Source organism: Micromonospora sp. CA-263727, from assembly GCF_050942455.1.
Classification (GTDB): Bacteria; Actinomycetota; Actinomycetes; order Mycobacteriales; family Micromonosporaceae; genus Micromonospora.
The window spans coordinates 3,698,245-3,720,661 of the sequence record NZ_CP192031.1 but is presented as its reverse complement, the minus strand read 5'-3'; the positions used below and the strand labels follow the sequence as shown (position 1 = coordinate 3,720,661).

The 22,417-nt window shown below is 72.0% G+C and carries 16 protein-coding genes; 12 read left to right on the top strand and 4 right to left on the bottom strand.

Annotated features, from left to right (window positions below):
- The first annotated feature begins 78 nt into the window (after window positions 1-78).
- From ACQPYA_RS16430 to ACQPYA_RS16385, 10 genes are all read left to right on the top strand, one after another.
- Entirely contained in the window at window positions 79-1,194 is a 1,116-nt protein-coding gene (locus ACQPYA_RS16430) for a sugar phosphate isomerase/epimerase family protein (protein ID WP_433527960.1), read from the top strand.
- Window positions 1,195-1,350: 156 nt separating this feature from the next.
- Window positions 1,351-4,575: a ThuA domain-containing protein gene (locus ACQPYA_RS16425; RefSeq protein WP_433527959.1), complete on the top strand. Its 3,225-nt coding sequence runs from the start codon at window positions 1,351-1,353 to the stop codon at window positions 4,573-4,575.
- Window positions 4,576-4,775: 200 nt separating this feature from the next.
- Window positions 4,776-6,077: a glycosyltransferase family 4 protein gene (locus tag ACQPYA_RS16420; RefSeq protein ID WP_433527958.1), complete on the top strand. Its 1,302-nt coding sequence runs from the start codon at window positions 4,776-4,778 to the stop codon at window positions 6,075-6,077.
- 131 nt (window positions 6,078-6,208) lie between these two features.
- Window positions 6,209-7,708, top strand: coding sequence for an O-antigen ligase family protein (locus tag ACQPYA_RS16415; protein WP_433527957.1), 1,500 nt, complete (start codon window positions 6,209-6,211; stop codon window positions 7,706-7,708).
- A gap of 25 nt (window positions 7,709-7,733) precedes the next feature.
- Complete coding sequence (locus ACQPYA_RS16410) at window positions 7,734-8,792, top strand: Wzz/FepE/Etk N-terminal domain-containing protein (protein WP_433527956.1); 1,059 nt, start codon at window positions 7,734-7,736, stop codon at window positions 8,790-8,792.
- Complete coding sequence (locus ACQPYA_RS16405; RefSeq protein ID WP_433527955.1) at window positions 8,789-10,351, top strand: flippase; 1,563 nt, start codon at window positions 8,789-8,791, stop codon at window positions 10,349-10,351. The genes ACQPYA_RS16410 and ACQPYA_RS16405 overlap by 4 nt, the downstream gene beginning before the upstream one ends.
- Window positions 10,348-11,196: a sulfotransferase family protein gene (locus ACQPYA_RS16400; RefSeq protein WP_433527954.1), complete on the top strand. Its 849-nt coding sequence runs from the start codon at window positions 10,348-10,350 to the stop codon at window positions 11,194-11,196. The genes ACQPYA_RS16405 and ACQPYA_RS16400 overlap by 4 nt, the downstream gene beginning before the upstream one ends.
- 167 nt (window positions 11,197-11,363) lie before the next feature.
- On the top strand, window positions 11,364-13,412 hold the full coding sequence (locus tag ACQPYA_RS16395; protein WP_433527953.1) for a M6 family metalloprotease domain-containing protein: 2,049 nt from the start codon (window positions 11,364-11,366) through the stop codon (window positions 13,410-13,412).
- Between the two features lie 151 nt (window positions 13,413-13,563).
- Window positions 13,564-14,004 carry a hypothetical protein gene (locus tag ACQPYA_RS16390; protein ID WP_433527952.1) on the top strand — a complete coding sequence of 147 codons (441 nt, stop codon included), beginning with the start codon at window positions 13,564-13,566 and terminating at the stop codon, window positions 14,002-14,004.
- A complete protein-coding gene (locus tag ACQPYA_RS16385) occupies window positions 14,001-14,615 on the top strand; it encodes a TlpA family protein disulfide reductase (protein WP_433527951.1) in 615 nt (204 codons plus the stop codon). The genes ACQPYA_RS16390 and ACQPYA_RS16385 overlap by 4 nt, the downstream gene beginning before the upstream one ends.
- 99 nt (window positions 14,616-14,714) lie before the next feature.
- On the opposite strand, the gene ACQPYA_RS16380 is transcribed toward ACQPYA_RS16385, so the two are convergent.
- The 4 genes from ACQPYA_RS16380 to ACQPYA_RS16365 all read right to left on the bottom strand — a co-directional run bounded on the left by ACQPYA_RS16380 (window position 14,715) and on the right by ACQPYA_RS16365 (window position 19,926).
- Entirely contained in the window at window positions 14,715-16,610 is a 1,896-nt protein-coding gene (locus ACQPYA_RS16380) for a Xaa-Pro dipeptidyl-peptidase (RefSeq protein ID WP_433527950.1), read from the bottom strand.
- Window positions 16,611-16,728: 118 nt separating this feature from the next.
- Entirely contained in the window at window positions 16,729-18,180 is a 1,452-nt protein-coding gene (locus ACQPYA_RS16375; RefSeq protein ID WP_433527949.1) for a hypothetical protein, read from the bottom strand.
- Window positions 18,177-18,968, bottom strand: a complete 792-nt coding sequence (locus ACQPYA_RS16370) for a sulfotransferase family protein (RefSeq protein ID WP_433527948.1) — start codon at window positions 18,966-18,968, stop codon at window positions 18,177-18,179. Before ACQPYA_RS16370 ends, ACQPYA_RS16375 begins: the two co-directional genes overlap by 4 nt.
- Window positions 18,961-19,926 carry a hypothetical protein gene (locus ACQPYA_RS16365; protein WP_433527947.1) on the bottom strand — a complete coding sequence of 322 codons (966 nt, stop codon included), beginning with the start codon at window positions 19,924-19,926 and terminating at the stop codon, window positions 18,961-18,963. Before ACQPYA_RS16365 ends, ACQPYA_RS16370 begins: the two co-directional genes overlap by 8 nt.
- 271 nt (window positions 19,927-20,197) lie before the next feature.
- On the opposite strand from ACQPYA_RS16365, the gene ACQPYA_RS16360 reads away from it, so the two are divergent.
- Both ACQPYA_RS16360 and ACQPYA_RS16355 read left to right on the top strand, forming a co-directional pair.
- Window positions 20,198-21,436, top strand: coding sequence for a glycosyltransferase (locus ACQPYA_RS16360; protein ID WP_433527946.1), 1,239 nt, complete (start codon window positions 20,198-20,200; stop codon window positions 21,434-21,436).
- Window positions 21,433-22,416: a sulfotransferase family protein gene (locus ACQPYA_RS16355; protein WP_433527945.1), complete on the top strand. Its 984-nt coding sequence runs from the start codon at window positions 21,433-21,435 to the stop codon at window positions 22,414-22,416. Before ACQPYA_RS16360 ends, ACQPYA_RS16355 begins: the two co-directional genes overlap by 4 nt.
- Window position 22,417: the final 1 nt, after the last annotated feature.

The window sequence follows — 22,417 nt, the reverse complement described above, 5'->3', positions numbered from 1 at the left end:
GGCTCTGTGACGACCTACCCCAGTTCCTCTACTTGTTGTCCGGTGGACCCAGAAGCCACCGCGGAAAGGTGGAAGACAATGGACGAGGTGCAACGCCGTGCCGGTGGCGCAGCTGGCCCGAACCCGAAGCTGACCCGACGCAGGATCCTCGGCGCCTCGGCGGGCGCCGCTGCCGCCCTCGGCGCCGCGGGTCTGCCGATTCTGCAGACCGGCGCGCCCGCCATCGCGAAGGGCGGCTGGAGCGTCGAACCCCTGATACCGCAGCAGAACCGCGGCATCATCCTGTACAGCGTCCGTGACCGGATCACGGCCGCGCCCGACACCAGCGGTGTGCCGTACGGCTTCGAGCGGGTGCTCGCCCGCCTGGCGGAGCTGGGTTACAAGGAGATCGAGTTCGCCGGCTACAACCAGCACACCTCGATCCTCGGCCGGCAGATCACGCCGAGGGAGATCCGCAAGATCCTGGACGACAACGGCCTGGTCGCCAACGGCACCCACACCTCGATCAACAGGGCCACGTTCCAGCAACAGCTCGACATCGCCGAGGAACTCGGCATGAAGAACATCGGCACCGGCAGCGACCCGACGAACAGCAACTACCAGTCCGACTGGGACGCCGCCGCCGACCTGTGGAACGAGTTGGGCGAGCAGGCGAGGGCGCGCAAGATGCGGCTGTACACCCACAACCACGACGCGGCGTACAGCTTCCTGCTCGACAGTGGTCCGTTGGACGGCAACAACCGGCCGACCCGTTCCTCCGGTGTCCGGAAGCTGGAGTACTTCTTCGCCAAGACCGAGGCGAAGTACGTCTTCTTCGAGATGGACATCTACTGGGCGTACGTGGCGCGCTACAAGCACACCACGTACGTCAACTCGGCGGGTAGGGAGAGGACCAGCCTGTTCGACCCGATCCTGACGGTCGCCCGGCGGACCAAGCGGTTCCCGCTGTTCCACGCGAAGGACGGCAGCAAGAACCCCGAGCAGGCCAACGGGTACGAGATGACCCCGCTGGGCAAGGGTGACATCAACTTCCAGCAGTTCTTCCAGACCATCGGCGAGCAGGACTTCCACCACGCCAACTGGGAGATGGACACGGCACCGGGTGGCACGGCCAACCCTGGACAGTCGCTGGACTACGCCAAGCTCAGCTACGACAACATGTCCGAGCTGACCATCTACCGCAACGGCGACTGATCGGATCCCCGGCGCAGCGGCGTCGGGATACCAGACCCACGGAAACGGCGACCCGGCCGCCGCGCGCGCGGCCGGGCGCATCCCCGCATCCCGGTAGCCCTGGGCTCCACGCGGGCGACCGTGCATTCGGCCTTCCGAACCCCCGGAGGATCAGACATGGCAAGATCGGTAAGACGATGGTTGGCTCTCTTCGCGGGCGCGGTGCTGACCGCCCCGCTGCTCACCGCCGTGCCGGCCACGGCGCATCCCGGACACGAGCACGACGACACCAGCGTGCTGGTGTTCCACAAGACCGCCGGTGAACGGCGGGACTCCATCAACAAGGGCATCAGCGCCATCCGCACCCTCGGGTCGAACAACGACTTCACCGTCGACGTGACGCAGGCCGCCACGGCGTTCACGGCCGAGAACCTGGCCAGCTACGACGCGGTCATCTTCCTCAACACCACCGGCGAGGTGCTCAACACCGCGCAGAAGACCGCGTTCGAGGGCTACATCCGGGCCGGCGGCGGCTTCGTCGGCGTGCACGCCGCCGCCGAGACCGAGCCGAACTGGCCCTTCTACCAGCAGCTGGTGGGCGCCAAGGCGACCAGCGTGGCGCCGGCCGCGGCGGGGTGGGTGACCGCGGCCGACCGGGTGCACCCGGCCACCGCGACGCTGCCGCGCGAGGTGTCTCTCGTCGACAAGTGGTACAACTTCGACACCAACGTGCGCGGCACGGCGCACGTGCTGGCCACCGTCAGCGAGAAGACCTACACCGGCGGCACCATGGGGTACGACCACCCGATCGCCTGGTGCCAGGACTTCCAGGGCGGCCGTTCCTTCTACACCGGTCTTGGTGACTCCTCCGACATCTACGGCGTGGGTGCGTTCCGCAAGCACCTGGTCGGGGGCATCCAGTGGGCCGCGGGCCAGGCCGCCGGCGACTGTGGAGCCACCGTGCAGAGCAACTACGAGAAGGTCGTGCTCAACGACCGGCCGGGTGAGCCGATGACCCTGGCCGTGCTGCCGGATGGTCGGGTGCTGCACAACTCCCGGACCGGTGCGGTGCGGATGTACGACCCGGCGACCGGTCTGAACGACGTCATCGCGGAGATCCCGGTCTACACCAACTCCGAGGACGGTCTGCAGTCGGTCGCGATCGACCCGGACTTCACCACCAACAGGTGGGTGTACTTCTACTACGCGCCGCGGCTGAACACGCCGATGGGCTCCGCGCCGGCGGACAGCGACGATCCGAGCGTCTGGGACAACTGGAAGGGGTACAACCAGCTCTCCCGGGCCAAGCTGGTCGAGACGCCGACCCCGCACCTGGACATGTCGACCGAGCAGAAGATCCTGCGGGTCGACGCCGACCGCGGCACCTGCTGCCACGTGGGCGGCGAGATCAAGTTCGACGGCAAGGGGCTGCTCTATCTGGTCACCGGCGACAACACCAATGCCAGTGGCTCGGACAACTTCGCCCCGGTCAACGAGATGCCGACCCGGGGTCCGGCCTACGATGCGCAGCGCTCCGCCGCCAACACCAACGACCTGCGGGGCAAGCTGCTGCGCATCAAGGTCAAGGCGGACGGCACCTACAGCATCCCGGCCGGCAACCTTTTCCCGCCGGCGGAGTACCGGGACGGCAAGACCCGCCCGGAGATCTTCCTGATGGGCCTGCGCAACCCGTTCCGCTTCGACGTGGACGCCAAGGGCTTCGCCTACATCGGTGACTACTCGCCGGACTCGCGGGTGTCGAACCCGGACCGTGGCCCGGCGGGCACCGGCCGGTGGATCGCCACCAACAAGGCCGGCAACTACGGCTGGCCGTACTGCTACGCGCCGAACCTGCCATACATCAAGTTCGACTACGCGACCAGAACCTCGCACGGTCCGTACAACTGCGCCGCACCGGTCAACGACTCCCCGCGCAACACCGGCCTGCGGAACCTGCCGCCGGTGCAGCAGGCGCAGCTCGGTTACACCTTCAGCGCGTTCACCCCGTGCCCGACCGACTACCTGTCCACCCCGACCGTGCCGTGCGGCAACGACTGGCCGGTGCTGGGCACCGGTGGCGTCGGTCCGATGGGCGGGCCGATCTACAAGTACGACCCGAACCTGGAGTCGGACTCGAAGTTCCCCGCGTACTTCGACAACACGGTGGTCTTCGGCGAGTTCACCCGCAACCGGCTGTTCAGCTTCCAGACCAACGGCAGCGGCAAGCTCCAGGGCATCGAGCCGCTGCTCTCCGGTTTCCGGTGGGACAACCCGATGGACATGGAGTTCGGCCCGGACGGGCATCTCTACGTCCTGGAGTACGGCAACGGCTTCTTCCGGGCCAACCCGGAGGCGAAGCTCTCCGTGGTGCGGTACGTGAAGAACGGTCGCGCGCCGGTCGCCAAGGCCACCTCCACCCCGTCCTCCGGCCAGGCGCCGCTGACCGTGCGGTTCAGCGCCGAGGGCTCGTACGACTCGGATCCGGGCGACACGATCTCGTACGCCTGGGACTTCCTCGGCGACGGCACGGCCACCTCGACCGAGGCGAACCCGACCTTCACCTTCACCGAGAACGGCGTCCACCAGGTGAGATTGACGGTGACCGACTCCACCGGCAAGTCGTCGGTGACGCTGCGGGAGATCGTCGTCGGCAACACCGCGCCGACGGTGCGGATCACCTCGCCGACCAACGGATCCTTCTTCAACTGGGGCGACCGGATCTCCTGGACCGTCGAGGTCACCGACCCGGAGGACGGCCAGGTCGACTGCGGCCGGGTGCAGGTCTCCTCCGTGCTCGGGCACGACTCGCACGGCCACGGGCTGGAAACCACCACCGGCTGCTCGGGCACGTTCCAGACCCGGGCGGAGGAGGCCGACCATGCGGGTGGTTACCTCTTCCTCGGCCTGAGCGCCACCTACACCGACCTGGGCGCGAACGGCCAGCCGGCCCTCTCCGACACCAACCAGATCACCATGCAGACCTGGCGCCAGGAGGCGGAGAACGCGCAGGAGGTCGGGGGCGTTGCCACGGCGACGACCAACGACGTGGACGGGGTGCTGCACGTGACCCAGATCCAGAACAACGCGCACCTCGGGTTCCGCCCGATCGACCTCGGTCAGGTCGCCTCGCTCACCTTCCGGGTCGCCGGTGGCGCGGCCAACCGGATCGGGCAGCCACAGGGCACGGTCGAGGTCCGGCTGGACTCGCCAACCGGTGAGCTGGTGACCACCGCGACCGTCAACGCCACCGGAAGCACCAACACCTGGCAGAGCCAGACGGTGCCGCTGAGCCGGGCGGCGGGTGAACACACGTTGTACCTGGTCTTCAAGCCGGCCACCGGTGGGCCGACCAGCAACTTCTTCAACCTCAACTGGGTGGAGTTCGGTAAGGCGGGCCCGTAACGAACGACCGGTCGGGCGGGTGCGCGCCACCCGCCCGACCCTGCCTCTCCACGCCCTGTCCGCCTGGCCTGCGCTGACCGGGCAGCCGTCGCGGGCTGCTGTTCGCCGAAGACTCACCGGGGCATGATCTGGACGCCGAGCGCAGAGGTGGCCACCGCCACCCCGAGCATCGGTGGCGTCGACCGTTCGAGGAGACAGAAGTGGTTATCCGCGCCGCGCGTACCGCCGCGACAGCGAGTCGTCCCGACCAGACGGTTGCGGGCGTCCGCCCCGACGGGCCCGCCGGGGGGCGCACCGACCCGGCCCTCCGGCGGCGCGGCGGTCGGAGCAGCGAGTGGCGTCCGCTGCGGATCGCCATGATCGGCCAGAAGGGCATGCCGGCCACCTACGGCGGGATCGAGCGGCACGTCGAGGAGTTGTCCAGCCGGTTGGCCGCGCGCGGCCACGAGGTCACGGTGTACTGCCGGCAGAGTTACGGCGCGGCACCACTGGACGAGTACCGCGGGGTACGGCTACGGCAGGTGCGGACGGTGCCGAGCAAGCACCTGGACGCGATCGTGCACTCGACGACCTCGACGCTCGCCGCGCTCCGCCAGCGCCCCGACGTCCTGCACTACCACGGGCTGGGGCCGGGCCTGGTCGCACCGCTGCCGCGCCACCTGTCCCGGGCGAAGGTGGTGCTGACCGTGCACGGCCTGGACAACCAGCGGGCGAAATGGGGGTGGGCGGCGCGGACGGTGCTGGACACGGCCTACTGGATGAGCGGCCGGGTGCCCGACGAGCGGGTGGCCGTGTCGCGGGGCCTCGCCGCGCACTACGACAGCGAGTTCGGCAGCTCCGTCCGGTACATCCCGAACGGGGTGGCCGATCCGAAGCATGTGGCGGCCCGGCACCTCGCCGCGCGGTTCGGGTTGACCGCCGGCAACTACCTGTTGCTGGTCGGCCGGCTGGTGCCGGAAAAGGCCGCGGACCTACTGATCCGAGCGTTTCGACGGGTGCCGACCGAGATGAGGCTGGCCGTCGTCGGCGGCTCGTCGTTCACCGACGGGTTCGTGGCGCGGCTGCGCGAGATCGCGCAGGGCGACCCGCGGATCGTGTTCACCGGGTTCGCGTACGGTGACCTGCTCGCCGAGCTGTACTCGCACGCGGCCGGGTTCGTGCAACCGTCCCGGTTGGAGGGGTTGCCGCTGACCCTGCTGGAGGCGGCCTCGTACGGGCTGCCCGTGGTGGCCAGCGACATCTCGCCGCACGTGGAGGTGTTGGAGCGTGACGGCCCCGGGCGGCGGCTGTTCCGCGACGGGTCGGCGGAGGATCTGGCCCGGGTGCTGAGCGAGGTCCTCGCCGACCTGCCCGCCCAGCGCGCCGGTGCCCGGGCGCTGCGTGACCGGGTCCGGGGCGAATACACCTGGGACGCCGCCGCGGGCGAGCTGGAGCGGCTCTACCTCGACGTGGTCGGTCCCGCCAGCCGCAGGAGGGCCGAGCGGGCCGCGAAGGCCGGCTGAGTGGCGGTTCCCCGTAACAGCCTATTCTGTCCCGCTCACCGGCCGGACTAGATTGATCCGATCTTCGACCGGTGGACGGTTCGGAGGGGCGATCACGACCGGCAGCAGGCGAACCGAACCCAGTGGGACCAGTGACTCTCGACAATCCGTACCCGCGCCCAGCGCGGCCTGCCGACGGCGCGGCCGTGCCCGCCGCACCGCCCGGCCGGATCCTGACCGGGCTCGCCGCGCTGGCCTGCGCCGCCACGGCCGTCGTCATCGGCGTCTCGACGGGTTCCGGCGGCAAGGCGTCCGTGGTGCTGCCGCTCGCCGTGCTCGGCGGCGTCGCGGTGGGCGCGCTCGCCATGACCCGGTTCGCCGCGTACGTGATGCTGATGCTCGCCGTACGGTCCTGTGTCGACCTGTTCAAGCTGAGCGCTCCCTCCGCCGGTCGCGGTGACGTCACCGCGGCGAGCCGGGCGCTGGACCCGTCGACCCTGTTGGCCGTGCTCTTCCTGCTGGCCGCCGGCCTCTGGCTCGCCGCGCAGCTGCGCCGCGACGGACGGCTGCGCGGCTCGCCGCTGGGCTGGGCGCTGCTGCTCGTGGGCGCGACCTGCCTGGTCAGCGCGCTGGGTGCGGGCAGCCCGACGACAAGCCTGCTGGAGGCGCTGCGGATCGTCACGGTGGTGGTGATGTTCGTGGTGCTGGAACAGCTGATGCCCGACACCCGGCGGATGCGGCAGATCCTGCTCGCCTGCTATGTCTCGCTGGCGTTGGCGCTCGGCTACACCCTGGTCATGTCGCTGCTCGGCGCCCCGCCCTCGGAGGTCAAGGGCAGCTTCACCCGGATCAGCGGCCCGTTCAGCCAGTCCACCACGTTCGGGCGCTACCTGATGTTCATGGTGATCTTCGGCTGTGGCGTCCACCGGTACCTCGCCCGGCGGCTGCGCGGCGCTCTCGGCGTGCTGCTCGTGCTCTCGGTGGTCTTCCTGCTGCTGACCAACACCCGTAGCGCGATCATCGGCACCGCCCTGGGCCTGGTCGTGGTCGCGGTGCTGCACCGCAGCAAGCGGATGGTCGCCATGCTCTGCGCGGTGGCGGTGGGCGGAGTGGTGTTGCTGCCGGCCGTCGCCGACCGGTTCGTGGCGCTCGCCGACGTCCGAGCCGTCGGCGGCGGCCCGACGGGCAACACACTCGCCTGGCGGCTGGACTACTGGGCACAGATCGTCCCGCTGGCTAACCGGAACCCGGTCACCGGCATCGGCCCCAACATGACGCAGCGGGAGACCGGCGAGGCGAAGAAGCCGCACAACGACTTCCTGCGGGCGTACGTGGAGACCGGGCTGGTCGGCCTGCTCGCGTACCTCGCGATGATGGTGATGGTCCTGCGCACCGGGCGGCTGGCCCTGCGCCGCGCGCCGCCCGACAGCTTCGAGCGTGGCGTCGCGGTCGGCTTCCTCGGCTGCGCGGTAGCGTTCGTCGCGGTCAGCGCGGCCTCCAACGTGATTTCCAATGTGGTGACGCTGTGGTATCTGTTCGCCTTCGCGGCGGCGGCCAGCGCGGTCGCCCGTCGTCCGGGCGGCGGCGGTCCCGGCGCGGCGGCCCCGCCCGGGTCGCCGCCCCTGTCGCCACCGCTGGCGTCCGGTCACTGACATGAAAGAAGTGGGGAGCACAAGGGTGGAAATCGTCGACTACCTGCGGGTCGCGCGGCGGCGGCTGTGGGTGCTGGCGGGGGTGCCGGTCCTGGCGACCGGTATCGCCGCCACCGTCGTGCTGCTCGCACCGCAGCAGTACACGGGCACCGCGTACGTGGCGGCCCCGGCGCTTGTCGGCGGCGCCGCCGCCCAGCAGTACACCGGGCAGCAGGCGGCGAACCAGTTCGTCGCGGCGTTCAGCGCCGCGGTGCGGTCACCGAAGGTGATCGACCAGGTCGCCGCGGACACCGGGGTCGCCGCGGGTGCGCTGCGCGACGGGTTGAGGGTGACCCAGGTCGGCGCGAGCAGCCAGATCGAGATCAGCTACACCGCGACGCGGCGGGACACCGTGACCCCGGTGCTCTCGGCGGCCTCGGCCCAGGCGCTGACCTTCCTGTTCTCCTCCCAGCTGGACATCGCCACCCAGGAGGTGGCGGCGGCCAGCGCCGATGTGACCGCGGCCACCAGGGCCATCGGTGACTGGGAGAAGACGCACAAGGTGTCCCAGCCGGACCGGCTCTATCAGGCCACCCTCAACGAACTGGCCAGCCTGCGGCAGCAGCAGTTGACCATGGAGGCGGTCGGCAACGGCCGGGGCCTGACCGCGGTCACCCGGGCCATCGACGCCGCGCAGCGACGCCTCGACGGGATCGGCCCCAAGCTCCCCGACTACCAGGCGCTGCTCGCGCAGCGGGACGCGGCGACGAGCACCCTCGGCCAGGCGCGCCAGAGCCTGCAGGCGGCTCGCGCGCAGATCCAGGCGGCCGACCCGGCGCAGGTCACCAGTGTCGGAGCGACCGAACCGGTGTCGCGGCGCACCGCCCTGCTGCGCACCGCCCTGCCGGTGGCCGGTGCCGGCCTGCTGATCGCGGTGGTGCTGGTCGCGTTCCTCGAACTGCTGTCGCGGGCCCGCGGCACCTCCGTGGCACCGGCCGGCCCGGCCATTCCCGGCCCACGGGCGGAAGCCGACGGTGGGACCAGCGACCCCGCGGCCGCCGGGTCCAGCGGCGAGTCGGACGGGCCGAGCGGATCGGTGAGGTGACCTCGGCGCGCTCCACCGCCGATGCCGGCGAGGAGCACCTGCGCGGCATCGCGCGGGGCGGTGGACTCAACCTGGCCGGGGCGATCCTCAGCCAGGCGGCGGTCTTCGTGGTCATGCTGCTGCTGGCCCGGGGGCTGGGCATCACGCAGGTCGGTCGGTACGCCCAGTGCTACGCCGTGCTGGCGCTGCTCGGGTTGCTCTCGCTCTCCGGCTTCCGGGCCGGGCTGACCCGCTTCGTGGCGGTGCACCTCGCCGACGACGACCCGGCCGCCATCCGGGGCACGGTCCGGCTCGGGCTGCTGATCTCCGCCGGGTCGGCCACCGTGATCGGGGCCGGGCTCGCCGTGGCCGCACCGTGGCTCGCCGCGCTCCTGCACGACCCGCAGCTCACCACCGGCCTGCGGCTCGTGGCGTTGACCCTGCCCGCCTCGACCCTGTGCGAGGCGGCGCTGGCGGCCACCCGGGGCTGGCGCACCCAGCGGTATTTCACCCTCGTGGGACAGGTCTACGAGCCGGCGACCCGGCTCGCGCTCACCGCCCTGGCGCTGGTCACCGGGGCGGGCCTGACCGGCGCGTACTGGGCGCTCGTCGGTGCCGCCTGGTCGGCCGCCGCGCTGGCGCTCGGCGCGCTCCGTCGGCTGCTGCGCACGGTCCCGCCGGCCCCGGCGGCATACCGGCCCCGCCAGTTGTTCAGCTTCTCGACGGTGAGCTGGGTGTCGTCGCTGTCGGCGACCGGGCTCATCTGGATGGACACGCTGCTGCTCGGCGCGCTCGGCAGCGGCGAGGACGTCGGGGTCTACAACGTGGCCACCCGCCTGGTCACCGTCGCCATCTTCGTGCTGGCCCCGATCAACGCGGCGCTCGGTCCGCATCTCGCCTATCTCTACCACCAGGAGCGGATGACCGAGGTACGGCGCATCTACCGCGCCGCGACCGGCTGGGTGGTGCGACTGTCCCTGCCCGCGTTCGTGGCGCTGCTGGTCTTCCCCGACGACCTGCTGCGGCTCTTCGGCGGGACCTTCGCCGCCGGCGCGACGGTCACCGTGATCCTCGCCGCCGGCCAGCTGGTGAACGCGGCCACCGGGCCCTGCGGCACGGTGCTGAACATGTCCGGCCGGGTGGCCCTCAACATGTACGACAATCTCGCCGTGCTGCTGCTCAACGTGCTGCTCAACCTCTGGCTGATCCCGGCGTACGGCATCGTCGGAGCGGCCGTCGCGTGGGCGGTGTCGCTGGCCGCGGTCAACCTGGCCCGGGTGCTACAGGTCCGGGCGCTGATCCGGGCCCTGCCGGTCAGCGCCGGCATGCTCAAGGGGCTCGCGGCCGGGGCGATCGCCCTGCTCGCCGGGTTGGGAGCGCGCTGGCTGGTGCCGGGTTGGCCGGCGCAGACCGCGGTGGGCCTGGTCGTCATCGTCGCGGTCTACCTCGGCGGGGTGCTCGCCCTGGGACTGAGCCGGGAGGACGTGCTGGTGCTGCGTACGCTGGCGCGCCGGCGGCCGGGCCGGGGTGACGACGGCGAGGTCGCCAGCCCCTCCGGCGCGGCGGCGGTGGGGCGATGACCGGGGCCGGTCGCCGTGGCGCGGTCGACCGGCTGCGCCGCACCGTGCGCAGCGCCCGGGCCTGGGGACGGATGCTGACGCCCGGCGCGCTGCCCGACTTCCTGGTCATCGGCGGGCAGCGGTGCGGCACCACCTCGCTCTACCACTACCTTGCCGGCCATCCCGAGGTGCGCGTCGCGACCGGCAAGGAGTTGCAGTTCTTCAGCCTCCACCACGGCCGCGGCGAACGCTGGTACCGGGCGCACTTCCCGGCGGCGGTCCCCGGCCTTCGCAGCTTCGAAGCGAGCCCGTACTACCTCTTCCACCCGAGCGTGCCGCAGCGGGTGGCGGCCACCCTGCCCCGGGCGCGGTTCGTCGCGCTGCTGCGCGACCCGGTCGAGCGGGCCTACTCCCATTACCTGCACACCCGCTCGTACGGCGCGGAGCCGCTGTCGTTCGCCGATGCGCTGCGCGCCGAGCCGGAGCGCCTCGCCGTGGCCCTGCGCCGTGGCCCGGACACCCGGTCGGCGCACACCGCCCTGCGGCACCACTCCTATCTGGCGCGCGGGCGCTACGCCGAGCAGCTGGAACGGTGGTTGGCGTACGTGCCGGAGAGCCGGCTGCTGGTGCTGCGCAGCGAGGATCTGTACGCCGATCCGGCCACCGTCTACGCGAAGGTGCTGAATTTCCTCGACCTGGCGCCGTTCCGGCCGCCCGGGTTCGCCCGGCACACCCGCCGCGTCGACCGTGGACCGTCGGAACTCACCGACCCGCTGCGCGGCGAGCTGGCCGCCGGGTTCGCCCCGCACAACGCCCGGCTCGCCGCGCTGCTCGGCTGGTCGCAGAGCTGGCCCGCGCGGAAGTGATCGTCTTCCGGCATCTGTCGCAAGAGCGGCGACGACCTGCCGACATCTGCATGGTGACCGGCGGCTGCCTCGAACTCTAGATTCGCCAGCACGGCGCGCCACGGGCGGTCCTCTCTCGATCGAGGGCGTCCGCGCGCCACCCTCACCATCAACGAAGGGTGACTTGGATGCACCTGCTCAGCAGGAGAGGCTCGCGGGCGCGACGCTCGGTGCTGGTCGCCACCATCGCGACCGCCCTGGTCGTGTCGGCCGCGACCGTGCCGGCTTCCGCCGCACCGGGCAACCCGGCCGGCGGCACCGGCCCGTTCGAGGTGTACGATCCGCAGACCTGGCAGAGCCCGGACGACATGACCTGGAGCGACTACCGGGCCGTGCCGAACAAGAACTGGGCCGACCCGAGCGTCAAGGGGTCGATTCGCAACTTCAAGATCGCACTGGTCACGCTCGACTACTCGGACCAGCCGTTCGTCATCACCCAGCGGGCACGTTCGACGGTCTTCGGCAACCCCCAGTCGACCGCGTCGAACATCCCGCGCGACCAGGTGGCCACGTTCTACCAGGACTTCCTCAACACCCCCAACGCCCTCAACAAGGGGCACACCCTGCACGAATACTGGATGCAGGACTCCAACGGCCGGTACGGCGTCGACCTCACCGGCTTCGGGCCGTACACGATGCCGTCGAAGTCCTACCAGTACGGCATCGACAACAGCTTCAACCCGGGCGCCTGCCCGACCGGTGAGACCTGCAACCGGAACATCCGCACCGACGGCCTGGGCGCCTGGCGGGCCGCCGTCGGCAACGATGTCGCCAACCAGTTCGAGCTGATCTTCATCCTCTCCGCCGGGCAGGACGAATCCTCGACCTGGCAGGAGTTCGGCCAGATGCTCTTCCAGAACAAGGAGGACATCCCGGCCGCGTGGGGCCCACCGGACCCCACCCTGCCGAACTGGGCGAAGACCCGCTACGTCGAGTGGACGTCGTGGAAGGCCGCCGCCACCATCTGGCCGAACGCCAGCGGCAACTCCTCGACCCAGGCGGAGAGTTCGGGCATGGGCGTGTACGCCCACGAGCTGACCCACCTGCTCACCATCGGGGACAACTACAACAACCCCTACGGCGTTCCGTTGCGCCGCGCGTACACCGGCATCTGGAGCATGATGTCGCGCGGCACGTTCAACGGGCCGGGCGGCCCGCACACCCGGTGGCAGATTCCGCCGACCAACGGCGGCTCGATGGGCTCGCTGCACACCGTGCGCGACAAGATCAAGATTGGCCTGCTCGGCGAGGAGCACCTGCTGCGGCTCTCCCGCGAGGCGCTGTCCTCCTCGGGAATGGTGGTCGCGCAGGTGACCGCGCGGGCCGTCGACGCCGGCCCGGGCGGCCTGACCGGCATCAACATCGCCATGAACAAGGACCTGTCGCCGTCCTGTAGCGTCACCGCCGACCCGCTCTGTGACGGCGGCAACTTCAACAACTACACCGTCGAGGTCGTCGACCGGATGGGCGCGGACTCGTTCACTCCGGACTCCGGCGTGCTGGTCAGCAAGACCAAGAACGCGGACAGCGCGCCGTTCCAGTGGGTGATCGACGCGAACCCGCAGGACATCGACATGATCGACTTCTACCGGCCGGACGGCACCCCACAGAAGATCACCATGGGGGACTACCGGCAGTTGTCCGACGCCCTGTTCCACGCCGGTGCGGACTCGGGCAGCCAGTACGAGTACACCGACGAGGCCAACCGGCTGCACTTCTACGTCATCGACCTCAAGCGCACCGCTGACGGGATCCTGACGTACACGGTCGCGGTGAAGTCGCTGGACGGCAACGGCGGTTCGAGCCGGCGCGGTGTCGAGCTCTCCGAGGGCTGGGTCAGCACCCCGGCCACCAAGCCCACCAACAAGGGCGTCAACTGCTCCTTCGAGCTGACCAACACCGGCTCCTTCTCGGCCGGCGGCCAGGCGCACCCGGAGAACGTCAACGCCTACCTCAAGTCGGACGTGTACCGCCTGTCGGCGGAGGCGGTCGGTGAGGGGTGGCGCGTCTGGCTGCCGAACGAGCTGGCGACGGCGAAGTTCGGCAAGTCGACCACGGTGAAGGTCTCCGTGGGGGCGACGAAGACGGCGGCGGCCACCGGCCACGTGCGCCTGACCGCCACCTCCGAGAGCGACCCGAGCAAGACCGTCACCAAGATGTGCCAGGTCAGCAGGTGACCCCACCCCGCTGACCGGGTGGTGGAGCACCTGGGGTCTCCGGCGGAGACGCCGACTCCGGGGAGACCCCGGGTGGTTCGCCGAGACGATCCGCCCGGCCACGGTCACCGTGGCCGGGCGGAGGCAATCGAGGAGAGAGAGGAGGTGGCGCGTGCCTTCAGTGGGCCGGAAACTGCTGATCATGGTGTCGGTGTTGCTGGCCGCCGTCGGATGCGACCGGGGCGGCGCGGCCGAGGCGGCCTCGCCGGTCACCGTCCGGGTGCTGGTACGGGACATCAACATCCGGGCGGCCGGCGTGGACTGCGCCGGCACCGGCCCGTACGTGTTCCTGCACCGGACGGCGCAGTACCGGCTGACCGACGCCGACGGCGGGACGCTGGTCAGCGGCGAGTTGCCCGCCGGCACCGCGGTGGCGGCCTTCGAGGAGGACCTCGGAGTCGAGCGGGTCCCCACGTACTGTGCGTTCGCCATCCCGGTGCGTGTCCCGGAGCGCACCGCTTACCGGCTGGCGGTCGACGACCGGCCGCCGATCGAGCTGACCATCGACCGGGACAACGCCGAGGGCCCGTCGCTGGTGGCGGTGGTCCCGTGAGGCGTCCCGCCCGCCACCCGGACCGTGGCCGTGGGCACGTGTCGAGGTGGCTGTCCGTCCCGCTGGTGGTGGCGCTGGCCCTCGGCGGCTGCTCGGACGCCGATGCCGAGCCGCCCGCCGTCGTGCCCGGCGGTGCGGCGGCGCTGCCGGGCCCGGCGCCGACCGGGCTGGCGCTGCGCGACCCGCCGGCCTCGGCGCCGACCGCGCCGAAGTTCACCGCCACCCTCACCGACGGCAGCTCGCTGGAGGTCGCGCGGCTCTGGGCGGACCGCCCCGTCGTGCTGGTCTTCTTTGCCTCGTGGTGCGCCACCTGCGCGGAGCGGCAGGACGCGCTCAGCGACCTGGCCGGCGCCTACCGGGACCGGGTGGTCTTCGTCGGCGTCGCCAGCGACGACAAGCCGGCGGCGCTCGTCGACTTCCTCCGCGCCCACCGGGTCGACTATCCGGTCGCGACGGATCCGGCGATGGAGGTCTGGCGGGCGTACGCGATGCGCGAGCCCCCCGGCGTCGTGCTGGTGAGCAGGGGCGGCCGGCTGCTGCGCGGCTGGCCGGGTGGGGTGGACGCGGCGACGCTGGACAGCTCGCTGAAAACCCTGGTCCTCGCCCCCTGAGCCCGGCCGCCCGAGCCCGGCTCGCCGGTCGGCGGGCGGAACCGGACGGGCGCCCCCGGCAACACCGGGGGCGCCCGTCGTGGTGCGTCACGGATCGGATCAGAGCCCGGCGGCGTGCGCGGCGGCGGCCCCGCCCACGACCGGCAGGGTGACCTTGCTGCTCTTCAGCGCCACCTCGATGTTGGCCCGGGTCTGGACGACCTGGCTGGGGTAACCGGAGTAGCTGCCCACCACGATGACCCCGATCTGGTGCCCGGCCTCGAAGACGTAGTCCTCCGGCAGCAGCGGGAAGTCGAAGTTGTACGTCGCACCCGGCGCCAGCGGCACCGTGTTGCGCACCGACTGGCGGTTCAGCGCGTCCAGCACGCCCTTGGTGACCACCTCGTAGTCGGTGGTCGCCACCCGCTTGGTGGTCTGCCGGAAGCAGCCGTCGTCGGTCGGGCTGCTCCCGCCCCAGCAGTCCTTCGTGGTCAGGGTGGTGATGCCCTCACCGCTCTGGGTGTGGGCGACCCGCTCGGCCCGCCCGTAGTCGACCAGGATGACGCCGAAGTTGGTGTCGGCCTGGTCAGCCGAGGCGCGCAGCCGCACGGTGGGCGTGCCGGAGATGTGCAGCGGCGCGCTGAGCGGCTCGGAGAGGAAGACGAGCCGGTTGGCGCTCACCGTGGTCGGGTTGGTGACCATCGTGGTCTGGCTCTGGCTCGGGGTGTCCTGGAACGTGCCGGTGGCCGGCCTGGCGACCGGCACCAGGCCGAGCGAGCCCGCGTTCGGGCCGGTCTTGAGGAAGACCTCGGTGTCGGCGGTGCCGGGGACCGGCCAGCTGGTGTGGGTCTCCCAGACGTCGGCGGCCCGCTCGATGTCGACCTGGTCCTCGTCCATGATGCCGTTCGGCACGTCCTGGAGCCAGAAGTCGAACCAGCGGTGCAGCGTCCGCACCCACTCGGCGCGGCGGAAGTCGAACGGGTCGACATGCCCCACCTGCGGCAGCCACAGCTTGCGTGGCACGTTGTGCTCGGCGATCGCGTACCAGAACTTGCTCATGTGGTCCGGCTTGACGTTGTTGTCGTTCAGGCCGTGGATCATGAAGACGCTGGCCTTGACCTTGTCCGCCTTCTTGACGTAGCTGCGCTCGTTCCAGAAGGACGAGTAGTCGCCGGTCGCGTCGCCGTCGTCGGCGGCCAGCGCGTCCCGCACCGGCTTGCAGTACGCCCGGCGGTCCGGGTCGGTCACCGTGTTGGAGAGCGACGACTGGTAGTGGTTGCCGCGGGTGACCAGGCCGTTGCTGCGGGTGTAGTCATACCACTCGGCGACGCCGCCGATCGGCACGATGGTGGAGAGGCCGCTGACGCCGGTCGCCGCCGTCGCCATGGCGAGCGCGCCGTCGTACGACTTGCCGATCATGCCGGTCTTGCCGTTGTGCCAGCTCGCCTTCACGGTCCGCCCGGCCGCGTCACGCCCGACCGCCCGGCCGTTGAGCCAGTTGATCGCCATCTTGGCGCTCAGGTTGTCCGCGGCGCCGCCGGTGGTCGGGCACCCGGTCGACTTGTTGGTGCCCGCCATGTCCAGCAGGATCACCGCGTAGCCGCGCGGCACGAAGTAGTTGTCGTAGAACAGCGGCCAGAGGTCGAGCAGCCCGTCGCCGTCGAAGTCCTGCTTGCACTGTGAGTCGTTGCCGCGGCAGACGGTGGAGTAGTAGGGGCTGGCGTCCATCACGACGGGCGCCTTCAGGCCGTTCTCGGTGGCCTTCGGTCGCATGATGTCGAAGGCGATCACGTCCCGCAGGCCGTCGCCGTCGCTGTCGAAGGTGGATTCGACGAAGACCCGCTCGCGGATCGCGTCGGCGTACCCGAAGACGGGCTGGGTCACCCCGTCGCTGACCACGATCGACGGTGCCGTCTGCTGCTGGGCCAGGGCCGACGGCGCCGGTCCCAGCACGGCGACCGCCGCGACCGGTAGCACCGCGACGGCTATCCGCCAGAGCCTCGCATTGCGACGCATGCACACTCCTTCGGTTGTCGAGTGGTGCGTAGGCTATGGGCCGCCCGTGCCGCGGGGATACCTACAGGTGTCGGACGTTGCGCCGCCGCCGTTCTACTCCGGTCGGAACCGCCGGCGATCAGCGCAGCGCGGCGAGAACGTCGTCGAGCGGCTGACCCGACCGCAGCAGCACCGGCGTCGCGCCGACCCGCACCTGCCCGGCGGCGTGCGGCGTCGCGCCGACCGGCCCGCCGCGCAGCTCCGGCCCGCCGGTGACGGCCACCTCCGCGCCGGAGGTCGACCAGAGCACCAGGTCCGTCTCGCCCGGCCGGGCGAAGGCCACCCCGGTCAGCCCGCCCACGGCGACCGCCGTGACGGTGGCCCCTCGGGCGGCGGCCACCAGCGCCGCCATCATCCGGCCGGCGTCCCGCTCGGTCCCGTCCGGGTCGAGCAGGCCGTACCGCACCTCGCCGCCCGCCCGGTTGTCGGGGTGGTAGGCCAGCGGCAGCCACATCACCTGCCGCACGCCGCCGGCCACCAGCTGGCAGACCACCTTGACCATCTCGGCGGCCCGGCCGGCGGGGTCGCCGTCGCCGTCGCGCCAGAACTGGCCGACCTCCCACGCCTCGACCGGCACCCCGGCGGGGGTGCGCGCCCGGAGATAGTCCAGCAGCGCGGGCACGCCGTCGACGTGCTCGTAGAAGTGCACCTGCCGGAGCTGGACCACGCCTTCGGCGATCAGCCCCTCGGTGGCGGCGAGGAACGCCACGTTGCGCACGTTCGCCGCGTTGGCCAGCGCCGCCCGCAGTCGCGTCGCGTCGCCCACCGCCGGGATCTTCTGCCCCCGGGTGCCGATCCGGCGCTGGAAGTACGCCCGGTAGGCGGCGACCGCGTCGTCGGCCCGCCCCTCCCGCAGCAGCCGGTCGACGATGCCGAAGCCGTACGCGACGCTGCTGATGCCGGAGTCGACCACCCGGGCCGCCGGGTCGGCCTCGTGCACGGCGGTGGCGGCGGCGCGCACCAGGCGGGCGTACTCCTCCGGGCTGCCCGCCCAGTACTGCGGCGCGTTGACCTCGTTCTCGATGGCGTACTGCCGCACCCCGTACGGGGCGTACCGGGTCACCACGGACCGGACGAACGTCTGGTAGGCCGCCAGGTCCAGGGGCATCCTCGACTCGGTCTTGCCGACCGCGCCCCGGGTGTGCGCGGCGGTGCCACCGGTCGCCCAGCAGGTGCCAATGCGGATCTTGAGGTTCAGCGTGATGCCGAGATCCCGGGTGCGCCGCGCGATCCGGTCCACCGGGGACCAGTCCGGCCGTCCCGCGACCCGCTCGACGTGGCACCAGCTCAGCTCGTGGTAGGTGGCCGATCCGCCGAGCTGACGCAGATAGGGGCGGAACTGGTCGTAGCGGGACCAGTCCCAGTGCGCGCCGAACGGGTTGCCGGTGCCGGCGGCCGGCGGGGCGGAGGAGACCGGCGGCGCGGCGGAGCCGGTGGGTGGGGTCCGCGCCGGCGTGCGGTCACCGCCGCCGGTGCAGCCCGCCACCAGCAGCACCGTGGCCAGCGCCACCACCCGCCACGCCCGCCTCACCGGTAGCCCAGCTCCCGCAGCGTACGGCCGGAGAAGACCCAGCACAGCAGGCGGAGGAACGGATCCAGCTCCCGGCGGTACGTGCCCACCCGCGAGGCGTAGATCGAACTGTCGGTGCCCGCCGCGACCCGCCGCCGCCGCGCCTCGGTGGTGTACTTCTGGGCCACGTCGTGCTGCTTGTCGCCGTAGTCCAGGACGCCCTCCTCCCACGGCTCGCCGAGAAACTCGAACAGCCCCCGCATCGCCTTCTCCGGGTCGGCGACGGTGTCCTCGTACCGCAGCTCGTAGTAGCGGTCGGCGGGCAGCGCCCGGCCGGCGGCGCGGGCGGCGCGGATGTAGCGCGGCCACTTCACCACGCACTTGACCGCCGACCAGTAGCCGAAGCGCTTGCGGTGCGAGACCACCACGTCCCGGCCGTCGCGGATGACGTGCACGATCTGCGCGTCCGGGAAGACCTCGGTCACGAAGTCGATCGACAACGCGTACAGCGGGGTCTTGTCGGCCCAGCGGGTCTTACCCCGCGCCGCCGCGTAGTCGGTATGGATACCGCCGAAGAAGCCGGCGATGCGCCGCAGCCAGTCCTCGCGGGGAAAGCCGAAGCGGGCCAGCCGCTCCCAGTCGCGCCCGACGATCCGGCGTAGGTCGGGCAGGAAACGGGTCTCCGGCCCGCAGCTGATGCGCGAGTGGGAGTCGAGCACGAGACGCAGCATGGTGGTGCCGGAACGCTGGCAGCCGACCAGGAAGATCGGCCCGTGGCCCGGCGCGGCCGGCGAGGTGGGGTCAGCCATGGTCCTGCCCCGGCGCGATCCGGGCGGGCCGGGGAGGGGGCGCGTCGCCGCCCGCCGCGGTCAGCCGCGCGGTCAACGAGTCGCAGAGCGCCCGCACCCGCGCGTCGAGCGCGAGCGGCCGCCGTCGCGGGGCGCGTGGCGCGATGTGGGCGGCCAGCCGTGGATGGTACGGGAAGTCGAGGAACCCGCAGACCCGGCCCAGGTGCCGCCGTGGGTCGGCGGTCAGCGCCTGATAGGAGCAGAGCAGCACGTCGTCGCGGCGGTCCAGGCCGAGCCGGAAGTACAGGCTGTTGCGCACGTACCAGAACAGGGCCGCCGCGGTGTGCGGATCCATCCGGTCGTAGTCGAAGCCGTGGATCAGCTCGTACGCCTCGGCGTCGAGGCGCTGCCCCTGCCAGCGGCCACCGATGCTGCCGTCGGCGATCGCGCGTAACGCCCGCAGGTTGGCGTCGCCGAACTTGGCGACCTCGGAGCGGGCCCGGTCGTCCACATCGCGCCAGGCCCACAGCGCCCGACCGGACCGGACGCCGGGCAGGGCCAGCAGCTCGTCCACCCGGTGACTCTCGCAGAGCGGCTTGACCAGTATGTACGCGTGCCGGCTACGCCGGATCGTGGCGGTCAACACGGCGTCCGGGCGCAGCTGGAAGCGGTGGAACAACCGCCGGTCGTTCTCGTTGCGCACCTCGAACTCGGGCGCGGCGGCCAGACCCCGCACCAGCATGTTGGTCCCGGATCGTTGCAACCCGACCAGGTAGACCGGCCGTGCCTGCCCGGCCGGAACACCGTGGCGTCGCCGCCACCGGGCCTTGGCCAGCGCGGTGCCGGCCCGCTCGACCGGGTTGAGCCGGTCCTCCTCGACCAGTCGCCGCAGCCCCTCGGTGCGGGCCCAGCGCAGGTGCCGCGCGACGCGCCGCGCGGTGTAGACCAGCGCGGAGGGTTCGTCGTCCGGGTGGGGCACCGGTCCTCCTCGGGTCAGGGCCACCAGCCGCTGCGTCGGCCGGGCTGGGCGAGGCGGGCCCGAGCCAGGCTATACGCAGGCCACGGCCGAAGACCAGACCGCGGACCGTACGGGCAAACGGAGATCATCCGTTCAGCCAGATGGACAATCGTGAACTGGACGGGCCGCACGGGCCCTGCATAGCGTGTGGCGCTGGCGGTGCCCCGAACCGCCCGTGTCACCACATCCGGGATCGGCGACCCGGCAAAGTCGACGTGAGCAGGCCGAACCGATGCGTGTGCTGCATGTGAACAAGTTCCTCTACCGCCGGGGCGGCGCCGAGGGCTACCTGCTCGACCTCGCCGAGCTACAGCGGGCGGCGGGGGACCGGGTCGAGTACTTCGGCATGGACCATCCCGACAACGCGTCGCCACTGGCGTACGCCCGGTTCTTTCCGTCCCAGGTGGAGCTGGAGCCGGTGGCGCGCGGTCTTCGCCCGCGCGTCGCGACCGCGGCCCGCATGATCTGGTCACCGCAGAGCCGGCGGGGACTGGCCCGGGTCATCGACGACTTCCGGCCCGACATCGTGCACCTGCACAACATCTACCACCAGCTGTCGCCGTCGGTGCTCGCCGCGGCGCGGGCGGTCGGGGTGCCCTGCGTGTTGACCCTGCACGACTACAAGCTCGCCTGCCCCAGCTACCAACTGCTCGACCGCGGTGCGCTCTGCCAGGTCTGCGTCGCCGCCGGGCCGCTGGCGGCGGCCCGGCGGCGCTGCAAGGACGGCTCGCTGGCGGCGAGCGCGCTGCTCGCCGTCGAGTCGTGGCTGCACCGGACCCTGCGGGCGTACGACCCGGTGCAGGTGTTCGTGAGCCCGAGCCGGTTCCTGGCCGACGTGATGCGCCGGGCCGGTGTCTATCCGGAGCGGCTGCACGTGGTGAACCACTTCGTCGACGTCGCCGGCCTGCCGGTCAAGGACGCCCCCGGCGGCGGCGTGCTCTACGCCGGCCGGCTCGCCACCGAGAAGGGCGTCGACGTGCTGATCGAAGCGGTCGCGGCCCTGCCGGACGGGGTGCCCGTGCACATCGCCGGAGACGGCCCGGCCCGGCCGGCGCTGGAGGAGCTGGCCCGGCGGCGAGCGCCGGGGCGGATCCGCTTCCACGGCCGGCTGGGCAAGACCGAGTTGCACGGGCTGGTCCGGGCGTGCGCGGTGGTCGCCGTACCGTCGCGGTGGCACGAGAACCAGCCGATGGCGGTGCTGGAGGCGTTCGGGTGCGGGGTGCCGGTGGTCGGCACCGACCTGGGCGGCCTGCCGGAGCTGATCGACGCCGGAGTGGACGGCGAGATCGTGCCCGCCGAGGACCCGCCGGCGCTCGCCGCGGCGCTCGGCCGGCTGCTGGCCGACCCGGCCCGGTCGCGGGCGATGGGCCGTGCCGGCCGGGCCAAGGTGGAGCGGGACTTCACCCCGGCGGCGCACCTGTCCCGGCTGCGTGATGCCTACGCCCTCGCCGCCGCCACGGTGGCCCGGTGAGCGGGGTGCGGGTGCTCTACCTGGCGGGCAGCGGCCGCAGCGGCAGCACCCTGGTCACCACCATCCTCGGCCAGCTCGACGGGGTCTTCGCCGCCGGCGAGCTTCGCTATCTGTGGCAGCGCGGCGCGGTGGAGAACCGGCCGTGCGGCTGCGGGCTGCCGTTCCGGGACTGTCCGCTCTGGAGCGCGGTGATGGCGTCGCTGCCGCCCGCCGACCCGGCGCGGATCGCCGACGGGCTGCGCCGGCGGTTGCGCCTGCGTGGCCTGCCGGGCCTGCTGGGCCGAGACCGGCAGGGCCGGCCGCCGGTCGCCGGGCATCCCGATGACGCCGCCGTCGCCGCCCTGTACCCGGCGATCGCCGCGCACGTCGGCCGCGCCGGAGCGCAGAGCCCGCCGCTGATCGTGGATTCCTCGAAGCTGCCGCCGTACGGCGCGCTGCTCGGCGCGCTACCCGGAATCGACCTGCGCGTGCTGCACCTGGTGCGCGACCCCCGGGCCACCGCCTTCTCCTGGCGGCGTCGGCGGGGCCTGGACGGCGCCGACGACGCGCGGCTGATGAGCCGCCCGCCGGTCTGGAAGGCGGCGCTGCTCTGGCTGGCCTGGAACACCGCCACGGCACGGCTGTGGGCGCACCGCCGCCCCGACCGCTACCTGCGGATGCGGTACGAGGACTTCGTCGCCGCCCCGCAGGAATCGATCCGGACGATCGCCCGCTTCGCCGGGGTGGAGCCGGCCGACCTGCCGTTCACCAGCGCCGGCGCGGTCCGGCTCGCGCCGACCCACTCGGTGGCCGGCAACCCGTCCCGGCACCGGGTGGGCGCGGTGCCGGTGACCGGCGACAGCGAGTGGGTCGCCGGGCTCTCCCCGGCGGCGTACGCCGTGGTGACCACGCTGACCGTCCCGGCGCTGCGCCGGTTCCGCTACCCGCTGCGCCGCCCGGCCGAGCCCGCCGCGCCGGCCGCAGAGTCCCAGGAGGGCTGAG

What these genes read in the sequence shown, in the direction of transcription:
- ACQPYA_RS16370 (WP_433527948.1), bottom strand. Translation starts at nt 18,968, where the DNA reads ATGGCTGACCCCACCTCGCCGGCCGCGCCGGGCCACGGGCCGATCTTC.
- ACQPYA_RS16360 (WP_433527946.1), top strand. Translation starts at nt 20,198, where the DNA reads ATGCGTGTGCTGCATGTGAACAAGTTCCTCTACCGCCGGGGCGGCGCC.
- ACQPYA_RS16400 (WP_433527954.1), top strand. Translation starts at nt 10,348, where the DNA reads ATGACCGGGGCCGGTCGCCGTGGCGCGGTCGACCGGCTGCGCCGCACC.
- ACQPYA_RS16380 (WP_433527950.1), bottom strand. Translation starts at nt 16,610, where the DNA reads ATGCGTCGCAATGCGAGGCTCTGGCGGATAGCCGTCGCGGTGCTACCG.
- ACQPYA_RS16425 (WP_433527959.1), top strand. Translation starts at nt 1,351, where the DNA reads ATGGCAAGATCGGTAAGACGATGGTTGGCTCTCTTCGCGGGCGCGGTG.
- ACQPYA_RS16430 (WP_433527960.1), top strand. Translation starts at nt 79, where the DNA reads ATGGACGAGGTGCAACGCCGTGCCGGTGGCGCAGCTGGCCCGAACCCG.
- ACQPYA_RS16395 (WP_433527953.1), top strand. Translation starts at nt 11,364, where the DNA reads ATGCACCTGCTCAGCAGGAGAGGCTCGCGGGCGCGACGCTCGGTGCTG.